The organism is Zoogloea sp. (assembly GCF_030157465.1).
In the GTDB taxonomy this organism is placed as follows: domain Bacteria; phylum Pseudomonadota; class Gammaproteobacteria; order Burkholderiales; family Rhodocyclaceae; genus Zoogloea.
In genome coordinates, this window is record NZ_JAOAUU010000169.1 from 67,862 (window position 1) to 82,656 (window position 14,795).

A 14,795-nucleotide genomic window follows, 5' to 3' on the forward strand; every position below is an offset into this window, starting at 1 on the left:
CGGCGCGGCGAAGACGCCTTCGCTCAGCCGACAGCGCTGTCCACCGCCTTGGCCGGAGCGCTGATTTCGGCGTCGATCACGGCAACGATCTGCTGAAGCCCCGCCTCCCAGTTGGAATTATCGAGGGCGATCGCCTGGTATTTGGTCAGGACACGCAGCGCTTCAGGCAGTGATTCGAGTGGCGGAAGCTGGGCGCCGCCAACCAGCACGGGCAGCAGGCGCCGGTTTTTGGCGAGCAGCCCGCACACCTCCCGACGGACGATGTCGGCCGGGCTTGAAAGACGCGGCTGACCGCTTGCATCGGCGGCCAGCCAGCCCGGCCCGATGATCACGATGCCAAGCCGGCAGGCGGACACCGCGGCATCGATTGTCGCCAGCCAGTCGGCGCTCGGCACAATGCCGTGCCGGTCCATGAACACACGCCCCCGCCCGTATTCATCGACGAGATCGCCATGCAGCCGTCCGGCGGTGAGATCGGTATCGCTGCGCCGATACGAGACGAACACGTCGGCGGTTTCAACCAGGGTTCCGAGCAGCAGCTTGGTCAGGGCGCCGGTGTGCCCGACCCACGGAATGGCCAGGCGCAGGAACTGGCGCTGGCTCAGGCCGGGCACGGGCGCCAGATCCCAGTCGCGCAAAATGGCCTCGAAAACCTTGCGTGCCTCGCCGCCCGCGAAGGGCACCGGCAACACGGGCTTGCCCGCGTCGATGAAGCGCTCGGCGATGGCCAGCGCGCCACGTCGCCCGCCGATCATCACCCCGGCCCCGGCAAGGGTGATGGCGTGCTCGATCCATTCACGGGTGTTCCGCAATGCGGTGACACAGGATTCCGGCGCGGCAAAGCCCGCACCGGGCAGCCACAGGCCGCGCTGCCAGTGGGGCAGCCAGAGCTGGCGATAGCCGTCCGGCGCGTGGCGTCCAAGGCGCTGACACTCGGCCCAGAAGGCCTCGGCAGCGATGCTGTCCACACCAGGCGGGTTGCCGGTAACCAAGCCGAAGCCCGCACGGGCCAGCGCCCGTCCGGTCATGTCGGCCGCACGGCGCACCGCGGCATAGCCCGGAAAAATCAGCGGAAACGTCGTCCCGGTAACAAGAATGAATTCCATCGCCCGCCCTCCCCCACGGCGCCAACCCCTCAACAGGCCGAACCTGCCGATTCAATCTTAGATTCTGCCGGGGCGATGCGGAAGCTCGCTGCAGGCATCCGGCAGCAAGAAGGATAAAGGTGGGGAGAACGACAGGAAAAGCAGAAGAAAAGACGACCGCCGGATAAAAGACTTCAAGGAGAGCGTTGTTTCCGGCGGTCTGTAAATGCCCGATAAGGGCAATGGAGGAGACATGAGCTTTATCGACCCGGCATCAGGTTTTCTTTAGCCCGCGGATGCAAAACCCGGTGCGTCTGCCCGCTCAGACTGCGGCGGTCGCGCGCTTCCGCTTTATCCCAACGCAATGCGCCCGATGGGCTCCGGCAATCGGTGGTGCATGCCGACGATCATTTATATGGCTTCGGGCTTGGCGTACAGTCCTCGGCATGAAGGGACAAGGATTCATACGGCGCTTCGGCTATGCCCTGAACGGGGTCGTGACGGCTTTTCGGCGTGAGCAGAGCATGCGCACGCACGGCCTGGCGGTGATCGGGGTGGTGATATTTCTGGCGCTGACCGGAGCGGCGGCGCTGTGGTGGGCGCTGGTCGGGCTGGCAATCGGGCTGGTGCTGGTGGCGGAGATGGCCAACACGGCGATCGAAGCGCTGGCCGACCTGCTGCATCCAGGCCAGCACCCGGAAATCGGCTTTGCCAAGGATGTGGCGGCCGGCGCGGTGCTGCTTGCCTCGCTGATCGCGATCGGGGTGGGACTGGCCTATCTGGCGGAACTCCTGCGCTGAACCGCGGGCTGAAAAAACTGCAGCAGCGCCCGCGGCACACTCAAACTCAGGCGAACAGGCGACCGATCAGCCCAGCGCTGCCAGCGCGGCGGCGTAGTCGGGTTCGTTCTTGATTTCGGAAACCAGCTCGCTGTGCAGCACCTTGTCGTTCTCGTCGAGCACCACGACCGCACGGGCGGCAAGGCCGGCGAGAGGGCCGCTGGCCAGCGCAACGCCGTAATCCTTCAGGAAGGCCGCGCCGCGCAGGGTGGACAGATTAACCACGTTGTTCAGGCCTTCCGCACCGCAAAAACGGTTCTGCGCAAAGGGCAGGTCGGCCGAGATGCACAGCACCACGGTGTTGGCGAGGCCGGAGGCGGACTGGTTGAACTTGCGCACCGAGGTGGCGCAGGTGGGCGTGTCGATGCTCGGGAAAATATTCAGCACCTTGCGCTTGCCGGCAAAGCTGGCCAGCGGGGTGTCGGCGAGATCCTTGGCGACGAGGGTGAAGGACGGGGCGGCCTGGCCCTTTTGCGGAAAGTTGCCTTCGACCTGCACGGCGTTGCCGCCGAGGGTTACGGTATTCGACATTCTGGAGCTCCTGGGGTTTGATGATGTTGTTGTGCGTCGGCATGCGGATTTGGTGCCGGCAGCCGGATGTTAGGCGCCACCGGCCTATCTTGCCAAGCCGGCCCTGCGCCCGGGGGTGTGTTCAAAGTGTCTTGAGGTATTCGACGAGGGCCGCCTTGTCGCCAGCCGGCAGGCCGGTGCCGAACTCGTGGCCCTGGTTGCCGCTGCCTTTCTCCGCCGTATCCATGCGCGTGCCGTAGCGCCGGGCCTCGTCGCCTTCGGTGATGAAGCCGACGTTCTGCGGGTCGAACACGTCATAGCCGCGCCAGAAGATTTTTGGGCGCGCTGCGGCCGGTTCGAGCAGATCCCGCAGCGTGGGCACGGCGCCGTTGTGAAGATAGGGCGCGCGCAGCCAGATGCCGTCGAGGAAGGGAATCTTGTAGCCGGGCAGGTCTTCCTCCACCAGCCCGCGACGTTGAATGCCCATTTCGGTGACGATGCGGTTGGCCTTGATCGCCGCGTCCCGGCTCCAGGTGTCGAGGCGGCTCCGATCGGTGCCCACGTCGGCAAGCGGCAAACGCGTGCCGGCGCGCTCGCTGGCATGGCAGGTGGCGCAATGGGCGTCGAACAGAGGCTTTCCGGCCGCGGCGCGCGCGGCATCGACCGGGAAGGGATATTTGGGCGGCGGCAGGGTCGAGAGGTAATCCTTGAGCCATTTGACCTGCTCGAGAAATTCCGCCTTGTTGGCCGGCGGCGCGCCGAGCACACCCAGGGCCGAATCGATCACCACCGAATGCACGTCGTGGGTGTCACCCGCGTAGTTGGGCAGCCGCCCTTTTGTCGCGTCGTACTTGGAGAGATTCCAGATGGCCGGAATGTCGGCCGGACCAAAGGTGTCGTCCATCGGCGCACGGATCAGGAAATACTTGGTGAGGTTCATGCCGTCGTCGCGGCCATTCCCCCAGTCGGGAAAATCCGTGCGGTAGATCCATTCAAACTGCGCCTCCCTCTCGAGCAGGCGCTTTTTGGTGATGGGAATGACGAGAAAGCGGTAGAGCAGCCGGTCGATCACGTCCAGGTCGGTCACCCGGTTGATCTCGGCCATCAGGATGTCGGCGTCGAAGCGCGGATCGCGGGCGCAGTCGATCAGGAGGCGGAAGAAATTTTCGATGTTGAGGGTATGGCCCGGCCCTCCCACCACAAAAACCGGGTTCGAATCGGGGCTGGCCCGGTAGCGGGTGGTGTGGCAGGCGGCGCAGTTGTTGGCGACACGGGGAAATCCGATGGTTTTTTTGGTGAAGCCGGCCGGCAGTTCGCGGCCTTGCTCCCAGGCCACCCCCAGGGCTGCGTAGCCGCCGGGGGCAATCTGGCCGTCCCGGCGGAATTTCTCCGGGAACACCCGCGGCAGTACGTAAAAGATCCAGTACGGAATGCCGGCGTCGTGCTCGGCGCCGATCGAGCCATACTTGAAGCGCATTTCGGGCGACTCGAAAACCCAGGCCGGCTGCGCTTCCTCGCGAAAACCGCGGCTCCAGCCCAGATAGGCGCCGGCAAGGATCAGCAGCGCCAGCACCAGCAATCCGGCCCGCAACCAGGCCCGGCGGTGTTCCGCTCGGGATTGTTCGATAGCTGAGCCCATGACGTTCTCCCGGCTAAAAGGTTTTGAGAAATTCGACGAGGGCGGCCTTGTCATCGGCCGGCAGCGCGGTGCCGTAAGCCCGGCCTTCGTGGCCGCCGTTGCCGTTTCCGGCTGCGCGGGTGTCGAAGCGGAAGAATTTTTGCCCGCCCGCCTCGGGCTGGTCCGAGACGAAGCCGACCTTCACCGGATCGAACACGTCGTTGCCGCGCCAGAACTCGACCGGGCGCGCCGCCGCCGGTTCGAGCAGATCGCGCAGGCTGGGCACCGAGCCGTTGTGCAGGTAAGGCGCACGCAGCCAGATGCCGTCCAGGGGCATGTTGGCGTAGCCGTGGGTCTTGCGAAACTGGCTGAAGCGCCACGGGTAGCCGGCGTAGAGCGTGGCTTGGTTGACCGCCAGCGTTTCGCTGTAGGAGTCGAGGCGGCGGCGATCGGTGCTGATCTCGGCCAGCGGCGTGACACGGCCGACGTATTCACCGCTGAAATCACGCCCCGAGGCGCCATGGCAGGCGGCGCAGTATTCGCGGTAGATCGGCGCGCCGCGGGCGGCCAGGGCCGGGTCGATGGAAAAGAGCGTCGAAAATGCGGGCGGTTCGGCCTCGAGAATCCAGTCCTCGACGCGCTTGATGCGCGGCACATCGAGGGTGGGCGGCGTGACGCCGGTGCCAAAGGCGGCGCTCTTGTTGCGCTCGGTCATGTCGGTGTTGTTGCCGTCCCAGTGAAGCTCCATCGCGCGCGGTTCGCGGCGCGGGCGCTGCAGCCAGATCGACGGAAAATCGGCCGGCGCGTCGAACTCCTTCGGGTCGAGGTGAGCCATCGGAAAGTTGAAGATCACCTTGGCCGAATTGAAGGTATCGACCCGCCCCGGCCCCCAATCCTTTTGCTCGAAAACCCATTCGAAGCGCCCTTTGAGCGCCAGCACCCGGTCGCGCATGATGGCAATGGCAACCGGGTAGACGAGGTAGCGGTCGAGCAGGTCGAGGTCGCCGCCCTGGCGCCGGATTTCGGGGAGCAGATATTCCTTTGAAAACTTGGGATCGGCCGCGCAGCGGAAGAAGAACTCCTCGAAGGCCTGCATGTTGAACAGCGCCGCCGGCATGCCGGGCACCAGCAAGGGCGGCTCGCCGGGCGCAGTGCGAACGGTGCTGGTGTGGCACACGGCGCAATTCACGAAAACCCGGTCGACGCCCTGGTAGCGCCGCTTCGAGGTGCCGACGGGCAGATCCTTCAGGCTGCCGTCGGGGTTGTGCTCATAGAGCATGCCGAGGGACGCGTAGCCCGGGCCGGGCAGGTAATGCGCACACACCTCGGGCAGCGCGCGCCAGATCCAGTACGGAAAACCCATTTCGTGCTCGCCGCCGGTGGAGCCATATTTGAAGTGTTCAACCGGGCCCGTGTAATCCACCGGTGAATCCGCGCCAAAACGGCCGACGAGCCACAGCACTATGGTGGCCGGCAGCACCACGGCGATCGCGACGAGCGCCTGGAAACGACGCTTCCAGCGGGAGGGTGACGGCACGGCGGGGATGATTGGCATGACGACCTCCTCGGTGGGTCAGTGCCCGGCAAGGCAGGGGCGCAGGGCTTCGTAGCCACGGGCGAGCATGGCGTCGGGATCGGGGTCGCGGCCGGTTTCCGCCTTCAGCAAGGTGGCGACGACGGTTTCCAGTGCGGCGCGCTCCGGGCTCGTGGCCCAGGCCGCAGCGTCGCTGCCAAAGGCTGGCAGCATGGTGTCGGGCGGCATGGGCGTTTTTTCGCGATCGGCGGGGGCGCGGCGGGCCATCGCGAGGCGCACGAAGATGCGCGGCGCGCACTGGCGGATGCGGGCCTCCAGCTCCGCCCCGGGGCCGCTCAAAAAGTTGGGTGGAAACTGCTCGGCGCTCAGGTGGCAGGCCGCGCACCAGGCATGAAAACGCGCCACTCCGGGGGGCTGCGGGCCGCTCACGGCTGCGCTGGGCTGGCTGACCGGGGTTTCGAGCCGCGGGGCAGGCACGGTGATCGGCGCGGTTTTGCGCGGCACATCGCCAAGGGCTCGCAGTAGCGCGGCAATCAGGGCGGCACGGGGAATCGGCTGTTCATCCAGAAGCGCCGGGCCGTCGGGGCGGGTGAGCACGGCATCCATCGCCGCGGCCAGCGCCTGACTGTCCGCGCGCAGGCGCAGCGTGATGCGCCCTGCCCCGTCGGCCAGTTCGCCGGTGTCGATACGCTCAAGCAGGTTGCCACCGGCAAGGCGCACGGCGGTGGTGATCGAAAAAGGCGGTTGCGGCGGTTCGCCGGCAAGGCTCAGGCGTTCGACGCGACCGTCGGCCAGATCCAGCGTGGCGCCATCGGCCCCGCGACAGCGGGAGGCGCGCCCGCCCGTCGAGCGTGCGCAATCCAGCGTCCGGGTGAGCCGCGGCAAGGCATCTGCGCGCCGCGCCAGGGCCGCCTCCAGTTGCGGCCAGTCGCCGTCCACCACAAATTCGGCGAGGCCGGCCACGGCTTCGGTCACGGCCTCCGGCGCGTCGGCTCGCCACCCGCCTTCTGGCGGACGCGGCAGCAGCGGCTCGAAACGGGCCGCCACATGCGAGAGGGCGACGCGTGCCGGCGCGTCGTCGGGCCAGCTCGCCAGGCCCTGCAGCGGGTTGCGATTGGGCAAGTCGGATCGACCGAGCGCAAGGCCGGCCGGCCACACGCGGGCGCCATTGGTGCGCAGCGGCCGGGCCACGTTTGCGCCGAAGGCGGCATCAAACGGCGGTGCCCTGTCGCCGGCCAGACGCAGGCGCACCGCGGCGGCAAACAGCCCGGCGCGGCAACGTGCCCCCACTTCGCCCGTGCCGCAGCCTTCGCGCCACAGGCGCTGGGTGAGCGCAAAACGGTTGGCACGGCGCACCGCATTGTCGATGGCGTAAGGCACATCCACGCCGCGCCCGGGCGGGATGCCGTAGAAGGGGCGCCCGGTGGCCGTCAGCCGGGCGGCAATGGCCGGGTTGGCGTTGGTTTCGTCCCACAGCGCGCGGGAGAAAATCGGCGCGCCGTTCTGGTGGCAGGCGTAGCAGATGTTGCGGTTGGCGTAGAAAACCTGCGGCCGCCCGCCCGCCCGGTAATTCTTGACCAGCTGAAACTCGAACCGCCCTGCCGCCTCGTTGTAGCTGATGACTTCGAGCACCGCGGATTTTTCCTGGTAGCCGAGGTAGAGGCGATCCTTCAAAAGCAGCGCGCCGAATGCAGGCGGCGAATCGACACCGACCACGACGCGGGGAGATTCGAAGTAGTCCGGCGCCGCCGCGGTGCGCTGCAACGAGCGGCCAAGGGGAATCAGCACCCGCTTGGCCGGTGGCAGCGGGCTGGCCGGATCCCGCCGCAGCTGGGCGTCAAGGCGGGCAAGGAGATTCTCGAACGGAAATGGCACGGCGTGACCACCACGGTTGTCGGCAAACAGCTGGTCGAACAGAGAAACACCGGACGGCGGCAGGTGATCGCCAGGAGCTGCCGGATCGATGACGGGTGTGGCGAGCGGCTCAGCGGCCCACGCCGGGGCACCAAGGGCCAGACTGGCCAGCAAGAGCGTGCGGGTCGCGATCCGGCGGATCATGGCGGCGCTCCACCTGGCCGGCCTCCGCGCGGCCCTCAGCCGCCGGCCGAGGCCAGCACCTTGCGCGCCTGGGTGCCGGGCCAGCAGTCTTCCTGCACCTGGCCGGTCTTCACGAAGGCGGCCCGCCCCTGGTCATCCATGTCCTTGTTGTAGAGCGTGAAGTTGAGGGCGAAGCCCCGGTCGAGGTAGGCGCGGCCGAGGTAGAGCCCAGGGCGGATCATGCGGATTTCGTCGCGCACGCGCAGGCCGCGGCGGCCGGCGAGAAAGTCGGGGTTTTCCTGGTAGCCGGGGATTTCGTCGGTAAAGAAGTAATCGATGATGATGGATTCACGCCGGGCGTCGAGGAGACTCTGGCCACAGTAGAGCTTGGCCGGAAAAAGCAGCCAGGTTTCCTTGCCGTGAAAATCCATTTTTTTCGGCTCGCCGGTCACCAGGCCCATTTTTTTCAGCACGCTCAAATCCTCGATGCGGTTTCGCAGCACCCGCTCTTCACGGTAAAAAACCTTGCCACGCCAGATCGCTTCGCCAAGGTCGTCCAGCATCAGGCCCTTGAGCTCCAGCGCCTTGCCGGCAAAGCCGCCAACAATTTCGGCCAGCCGCAGCTTTCCGCTGGCGCCCTTGGGCAACAGGATTTTGCCGTCGAAGGCGCCATCGGGAATCGGCCCGGCGGTGAGGCGGGCGTAAATCTGGTCGATCTGCTCCTGCTCGAGTGTGGCCAGGTATTCGGGCGTGATCTTGGCCATTTCGGCGGCGGGGATCGGGTAGGCGTAGTCCACCTGGGCAAAGTCGGGCTTGGAGGCGTGGCTCTTGTCCCACGGCGCAAAGGCAATGCCGGGCGGCGGCGTCTCGCGAGTGCAGGCAACGAGGCCGAGACTGAGGGCGAGGACGGTGGCGGCAAGCGCTTTCATGGCGGTTCTCCCCTCACAGGGTGGCGAGGAAGGCGGTAACGGCCTTCTTGTCGGCTTCGGACAAATCTTCGCCAAAGCGGTGGCCTTCGTTTTCCACCAGCTGGTCGCAGGTCTGGTAGTTGGCCGACAAAAAGTCACGCTTCTCGCGCAGGATTGCGACAAAACGGCCCGGCTGCGCAATCACCTCGTCGGCGATCGCCTGCAGCGTGGGCACCAGGGCCTTCTTGCCGGCGGCTTCGAGCCGCGCCGGGTCGCGCTTGGCGAGCACGATGTCGCCGATGAGCTGCTTGTGCAGCAGGCCGTTGATGAAACCCGCACTGGCGCCCTGCGGAATCTTCACCTGGCCGAAGCCACCCAGCGGTTTTTCGGTCTTGCCTTCCAGCGGACGAATGCCCAGGTCGATCAGCAGATCGGCGTTGGTCAGCGTTATCTTTCGGCCGCGCGCCGCGGGGTGCAGCAGCTCGTGCATGGAGCGCTTGTAGAGATCGAAACGCCCGTCGACGCTCGGGTCGTAACGCAGGCACTCGGGCTGGCTGGCGAGCAGCGTGTTGTCGTCGCCGGCGTAGCGGGCACGGTGGAAATCATTGGCCTTGTTGGCCGGCTTGCCGCAGATTTCCGGGCCGATGGCGTTGTTGTGCATGAAGGGCGCCGTGGCCCAGACATTCACGAGCGAGACATTGCGCATGTAGCCACGGCCACCGTCTTTCAGCGCGTTCTGCTCGGGAATGTCGGGCACCACGGCCCGGCCGCGCATGGCTTCGTTGCCGTATTCCATATAAAGATGGCCGGCCATGTGGTTGGAGTGCAGCGCGCGGCAACGGAAGGTGCCCACCTCGGTCACCGGCGTGGCCTGGTCGTTACCGAGGAAATCCGCACGCAGCTTGCGCGGGTGGGCGTCATTCGGCGCGGCAAAATCGCGACTCTTGAACGGCCCGCCCTCGGCCTCGGGAATGCTCGAGTGGCAGCGCGCGCAGTTTTCGGCAAACACCGTCTGGCCACGGGCCACGGCGTCCTTGCCGAATTCCTTGTCGAGATCGGCAACGAGGTCGGCGCGACTGTAGGCGGGCAGCTTGCGGGCGTTGGCCCGGGCCACATGCAGGTCGGTTTCGTCGGATTCGGCCGAGGCGAAGAAGTCGAGGATGTTCTGCAGGCGGTCTTCCACCGCGCGGAAGTTGGGGCAGTCGCGCCGGCACTGGCCGACATTGAACGGCGTCTGGCCAAAGCCGCGCTGTTCAGGGTCAACCTGCCGCATGTCGGTGAAGTGATTCACCCAGCACTGCTCGGAACACGAGCCGATGTTGAAATACACCCGCTGGATCGCCTCATGGGCGCCGGTGGAATCTTCGCCACCTTTAAGGATGTGGTGAATGCCGGGCAGATTGACCTTGGTGCCGGCGAGGAAAACCGGCGTCACGTCGTCGCTGCGGGTCGAGAACTGCCAGCACTTGCCCTGACGGCCGGGCTCGCACCAGCACTTGCCTTCGTCCTTCTCGGCGCCACATTCCGCCACCTTGCGCCACTTGCTCACCGCCTCCCCCTTGAACACCGGGCGCTGGGCCACATTGATCAGCGCGTTGATGGTTCCGGGGTTATTCACCTGGTCGTGGGAGATCGCCGAGGTGTCGGTCACGCCGGGCCGGGCGTGGGCGAACATCTGGTATTCAAGCGCCGACTTGTGCATGCCGGACCCCAGCAGCTCGGACATGCGGGTGTATTGGTTGCCCACCAGGCCCTTGATGTTCTCCCACTTCGGGTGGGCCGGGTCGGCCGGCGGCTTGAGCGGATCGAAGGCGATGTGGCAGGAGCCGCACGAGGTGCCGATCAGGAAGGGCGGCTCGATCGAGGCGTCCGCGAGCTTGCTCACGCGGCTGTCGGATTCGATGCCGGTGGTGCTGTCCATGCGGCGGTCGAAGCCGGCCCAGCCGGCGTTGCCGCCAAAGCCGCCATTAACGGCCTTCCATTTTTCGGGGTCGAAGCGCGGGTTGGGAAACTTGCGAATGCCCAGCGCACCGGTCGAGGTGCCAAATTTAAGATCGCAGGCCGAATGCCGCTGGTCGAGCTTGCCGGCCTGGCTGTGCGGATCCAGGGGGTCGAGGGCGGCGTCTTTCAGGCCGCAGGCCGGGTCCACGTAGCCTGGCTTGCCCACGTATTTGAGCAGCACGTCGTCGCCGGGGCACCAGTCGAATCCATAGGTTTCATCGAGCGATTTGGCCGGACAATCGGCCTCGCCGGGCTTGCAGCAGGAAGGGTCGTTGATGATTCCCCAGGCCCAGAAGCGGTCATCCCGCTGGTCGGTGCGCAGCACGCGGAACCAGTCGACAAGCACTCCGACGCGCTGCTGGAAAGTGTAGGTATGAAAGCGTTCATTGCCGGCTGTGGCCTTGAACCAGATCAGGCGACCGACGCATTCGGATTCGTTGAGCCCTTCGCGGGCGCACGATTCACGGTAAGGCAGATCCTGATCGACCTGGCCGGGATCAGGCACCGAGGCTGCGGTGGAGGCGACTGCGGCCGGCGCGTTTTGTGCATGGGCCTGGGCAAGCTGCGGGCCGGGATCCACCCCGCCGGGGCGCATCAGAAACCACGATGCAAAAACTGCAAGGATGGCCGCGAGCGCGACCAGATGGGTGCGTTTCATGGCTGCATCTCCTTAACGGAAGAGTGCACGCCCGGCGCTTGCCCTGCTGCTGCAGGATGCATGCCCTGCAGGTCAGTCGTGGGCCTCTCTGTCGGGGCCGGTCATGATGGTGTTATAGCAAAGATCATGACCACTGCAACGCAGCATCCGGCAAATCTTGCACGATGCCATCCGGTTCAGCCCTGATCCCAGCTGGGCACCGGACCAAGGCACTCGGCGAGGTAATCCGCCAGTGCGCGCACCCGCGTGGGCAGGTAGCGGTTGCTCGGAAACACCGCGTAGATGCCGACCTCCGGCCCCGGATAGTCGGTGAGGATGGCCTCGAGCAGGCCGGCCTTGAGCGCCGGCGCGGCGATGAAGCTGGGCTGGCGGCAGATGCCGAGGCCACGCTGACAGGCATCCACCAGAGCATCGCCGCTGTTGGATTGCAGGCGGCTCTTGACCGGCACCCACAGGGTTTCACCATCGACCCGAAAGGGCCAGCTCGAACGCGCGCTGGCGGTGTAGCCAAGGCAATGGTGGGCCGCCAGATCCTGCGGAAGTTCGGGGCGGCCGTGGCGGGCCAGGTAATCGGGTGAGGCCAGCGTCAGCATGCGCGAAGTGCTGAGCCGGCGCGCCACCTGGGTCGGATCAAGCTGGCTGGTGATGCGCACCGCCATGTCGATGCCGCTCTCGATGAGGTTCACCTGGCGGTCGTTGTAATCCACATCGAGGCTCACCTCCGGCTGGATATTCACGAATTCGGCCACCAGCGGCGCCAGGTAGCGCACGCCGAAACTCACCGGCACACTGATGCGGATCGGCCCCCGGGGCCTGCGGTCCCCGCCCGACAGATCGCCCTCGGCGGCGCCCACAAGGCCGAGGATTTCACGACAGCGTTCGAGGTAAACCTCGCCTTCGGCCGTCAGCTTGAGGCTGCGCGTGCTGCGGGCGATGAGCTTGACGCCCAGATGGGCCTCCAGCGCCGAAACCTGGCGCGTCACCATCGACCGGGCAAGGCCGAGGTGATCGGCAACAGCAGTGAAACTGCCGGTCTCGGCCACGCGAACGAAGACGTCCATCGCACTCAGTCGATCCATTGTTTCAATTCCAGCAACAAAGATGTCTTCATTAAAGGCTATTTTGGAACGAATCAAAAGTCTACAGTGCATCCATGTCACAGAGGCCATTCGCCGCACACACCACGCAACATTGCTCCAGGGAGCCCTGCATGAGCCGACAACCCGTACTTTTCGTTTCCCACGGCGCACCCGACGTGCTGCTCAACCCCGGAGCCGCCGTGCACATGTGGGAAACCCTGGGCGCCGACCTGCCCCGCCCGCGAGCGATCCTGGTGATTTCCGCCCACTGGGCCGCGAAGGAGCCAACAGTCAGCACCGCCGCAACGCCCGAGACCATCCACGATTTCGGCGGTTTTCCGGCGGAGCTCTACACCATGACCTATCCGGCCCCCGGCGCCCCGGCGCTGGCCACCCGAGTGCGTGAACTCCTTGCCGCAGCCGGCCTGCCCAACGCCGAAGTGCCCGAGCGCGGGCTCGACCACGGCGCCTGGATTCCGCTCAAGGCCCTCTACCCGGAAGCCGACATCCCCGTCGTGCAGCTGGCGCTGCAACCCCACGCCGGCCCCGACTGGCACCGTCGCATCGGCGCCGCACTGCGCCCGCTACGCGACGAAGGCGTGCTGATCCTCGGCTCCGGCGCAGTCACTCACAACTTCGGCTGGCTCACCTGGGGCACCAATAGCCAGCCGCGGCCGCAAGCCATCGCCTTTTCCGACTGGATCGGCGAAACCCTCGCCCGGGACGACCGCCCGACGCTGCTGGACTACCGCCGCCTCGCCCCCCACGGCGCCGACGCCCACCCCAGCGAAGAGCACCTGCTGCCGCTCTTTGCCGCCCTTGGCGCCGCACAGCCCGGCGAAAAGCCCCTTCGCCTGGAACCCGAATACACTTACGGCGGCTTGTCCATGGATGCCTATCTCTGGCAGGACGCCAGCCCGGCCCCCATCACACTGGAGCACTGAAAAGAATGAATCCTTCCACCCAACGCTATACCGGCCCGGCCATCAGTGCCCACTGGATCATCGCGCTGCTGATCATCCTTGCCTGGCCCCTCGGTGTTTACATGCACGATCTGCCGCTGTCGCCCGACAAGCTCAAGCTCTACTCGTACCACAAGTGGATCGGCATCACCGTGCTGCTGCTCTTCGTGCCGAGGATCCTGTGGCGCATCACCCACCGCCCGCCCGCCGCGCTGCCCATGCCGGCCTGGCAGCACAGGATTGCCGAAGGCACGCACCACCTGCTTTACCTGCTGATGTTCCTGGTGCCGCTGTCGGGCTGGCTGATGAGCTCGGCCAAAGGTTTCCAGACCGTTTATTTCGGCGTGCTGCCGCTGCCCGACCTGCTCGCCAAGAACCCCGACCTCGGCGATCTGCTGAAGGAAGTGCACGAAGCACTCAACTGGGCGCTCTTCATCCTCGTCGGCCTGCACATTGCCGGCGCGCTCAAGCACCACGTCATCGACCGGGACAGCACCCTGCGCCGCATGCTGCCCTTTGCCAAATAACAGAACAACCCCCGGAGAGATTCCATGAATTTTCGCCATATCGCCCTGCCCGCCGCAGCCCTGCTGATTACCGGCGCCGCCCAGGCTGTCGAGTTCAAGCAAGTGGATGCTGCCAAGAGCAGCCTCGCCTTTTCGTCCAAGCAGATGGGCGTGCCGGTGCCCGGCAGCTTCAAGAAGTTCAGCACCCAGATCGCCTTCGATCCGGCCAAACCCACCGCAGCCAGCACCGTGCTCGAAATCGACCTCGCCAGCATCGACGCCGGCTCGAAGGACGCCAACGACGAGGTGGTCGGCAAGCAGTGGTTCAACGTCAAGGCTTTCCCGACCGCGAAGTTCGTGTCGAGTGGCGTCAAGGCGCTCGGCGGAAACCGCTTCGAAGCCATCGGCAAGATGACCATCAAGGGCCAGACCCGCGACATCGTGGCCCCCTTCACCTTCAAGCAGGACGGCAGCAACGGCGTCTTTGACGGCGGATTCGTGCTCAAGCGCATGGACTACAATATCGGCGAAGGTCCATGGGCCGATGTCTCTGCCGTTGCCAACGAAATCGAAATCAAGTTCCACGTCGTGGCAGCCCCGGCCGCCGCGGCCAAAAAGTAAGACTCCGACCCCAACAGCAGTTCAAAAAGGACAATCCATGAAGAAAATCATCGCCCTCGCCATCGCTGCCGGCATCTCGTCCGCCGCCTTCGCCGCCCCCGAGACCTACACCATCGAAAGCACCCACACCCTGCCGCGCTTCGAGTACAACCACCTCGGCTACTCGGTGCAGCTGTCCCGCTTCGACAAGACCACCGGCACCATCACCCTCGACCGCGCGGCCAAGACCGGCTCGGTGGATGTGACCATCGATACCACCTCGGTGAACACCGGCTACCCGCTGTTCAACCAGCACATCCAGGGCGAGGACTTCCTGGCCACCGCCCAGTTCCCGACCGCCACCTATAAGTCCACCAAGGTGAACTTCAAGGGTGACGCCCCCGCCACCATCGAAGGCAACCTGACCCTCAAGGGCATCACCAAGCCGGTCACCCTGA

Annotated in this window: 13 protein-coding genes; 5 read left to right on the forward strand and 8 right to left on the reverse strand. The window is 65.8% G+C overall.

Features of this window, described 5'->3' with window-relative positions; genetic code table 11:
• Positions 1-23: 23 nt before the first annotated feature.
• Complete coding sequence (locus Q1W26_RS20705; protein ID WP_300444554.1) at positions 24-1,106, reverse strand: toll/interleukin-1 receptor domain-containing protein; 1,083 nt, start codon at positions 1,104-1,106, stop codon at positions 24-26.
• A gap of 425 nt (positions 1,107-1,531) precedes the next feature.
• On the opposite strand from Q1W26_RS20705, the gene Q1W26_RS20710 reads away from it, so the two are divergent.
• The gene (locus Q1W26_RS20710; protein ID WP_300444556.1) at positions 1,532-1,885 is read left to right on the forward strand and encodes a diacylglycerol kinase; all 354 of its coding nucleotides are present in this window, start codon (positions 1,532-1,534) and stop codon (positions 1,883-1,885) included.
• A gap of 66 nt (positions 1,886-1,951) precedes the next feature.
• Here Q1W26_RS20710 and tpx read toward each other — a convergent pair whose 3' ends face one another.
• The 7 genes from tpx to Q1W26_RS20745 all read right to left on the reverse strand — a co-directional run bounded on the left by tpx (position 1,952) and on the right by Q1W26_RS20745 (position 12,269).
• Positions 1,952-2,455 carry a thiol peroxidase gene (gene tpx / locus Q1W26_RS20715; RefSeq protein ID WP_300444559.1) on the reverse strand — a complete coding sequence of 168 codons (504 nt, stop codon included), beginning with the start codon at positions 2,453-2,455 and terminating at the stop codon, positions 1,952-1,954.
• A gap of 121 nt (positions 2,456-2,576) precedes the next feature.
• Positions 2,577-4,073 (reverse strand): c-type cytochrome, encoded by a 1,497-nt coding sequence (locus Q1W26_RS20720; RefSeq protein WP_300444562.1) that lies wholly within the window; start codon positions 4,071-4,073, stop codon positions 2,577-2,579.
• Between the two features lie 13 nt (positions 4,074-4,086).
• Positions 4,087-5,607 (reverse strand): cytochrome c, encoded by a 1,521-nt coding sequence (locus Q1W26_RS20725; RefSeq protein WP_300444565.1) that lies wholly within the window; start codon positions 5,605-5,607, stop codon positions 4,087-4,089.
• An 18-nt stretch (positions 5,608-5,625) separates the two neighbouring features.
• Complete coding sequence (locus Q1W26_RS20730) at positions 5,626-7,644, reverse strand: hypothetical protein (protein ID WP_300444568.1); 2,019 nt, start codon at positions 7,642-7,644, stop codon at positions 5,626-5,628.
• A 35-nt stretch (positions 7,645-7,679) separates the two neighbouring features.
• Positions 7,680-8,552 carry a hypothetical protein gene (locus tag Q1W26_RS20735; RefSeq protein ID WP_300444571.1) on the reverse strand — a complete coding sequence of 291 codons (873 nt, stop codon included), beginning with the start codon at positions 8,550-8,552 and terminating at the stop codon, positions 7,680-7,682.
• A 13-nt stretch (positions 8,553-8,565) separates the two neighbouring features.
• Positions 8,566-11,190 (reverse strand): cytochrome c, encoded by a 2,625-nt coding sequence (locus Q1W26_RS20740; protein ID WP_300444574.1) that lies wholly within the window; start codon positions 11,188-11,190, stop codon positions 8,566-8,568.
• Positions 11,191-11,366: 176 nt separating this feature from the next.
• Positions 11,367-12,269 (reverse strand): LysR family transcriptional regulator, encoded by a 903-nt coding sequence (locus Q1W26_RS20745; RefSeq protein WP_300444577.1) that lies wholly within the window; start codon positions 12,267-12,269, stop codon positions 11,367-11,369.
• 131 nt (positions 12,270-12,400) lie between these two features.
• Here Q1W26_RS20745 and Q1W26_RS20750 point away from each other — a divergent pair, with 131 nt between their 5' ends.
• The 4 genes from Q1W26_RS20750 to Q1W26_RS20765 form a co-directional block, all read left to right on the forward strand.
• Positions 12,401-13,213 (forward strand): class III extradiol ring-cleavage dioxygenase, encoded by an 813-nt coding sequence (locus Q1W26_RS20750; RefSeq protein WP_300444580.1) that lies wholly within the window; start codon positions 12,401-12,403, stop codon positions 13,211-13,213.
• A 5-nt stretch (positions 13,214-13,218) separates the two neighbouring features.
• On the forward strand, positions 13,219-13,758 hold the full coding sequence (locus Q1W26_RS20755; protein ID WP_300444583.1) for a cytochrome b: 540 nt from the start codon (positions 13,219-13,221) through the stop codon (positions 13,756-13,758).
• 24 nt (positions 13,759-13,782) lie between these two features.
• Positions 13,783-14,358: a YceI family protein gene (locus tag Q1W26_RS20760; protein WP_300444586.1), complete on the forward strand. Its 576-nt coding sequence runs from the start codon at positions 13,783-13,785 to the stop codon at positions 14,356-14,358.
• Positions 14,359-14,395: 37 nt separating this feature from the next.
• Positions 14,396-14,795: YceI family protein (locus tag Q1W26_RS20765; protein WP_300444590.1), on the forward strand; the 400-nt coding region annotated here is incomplete at its 3' end.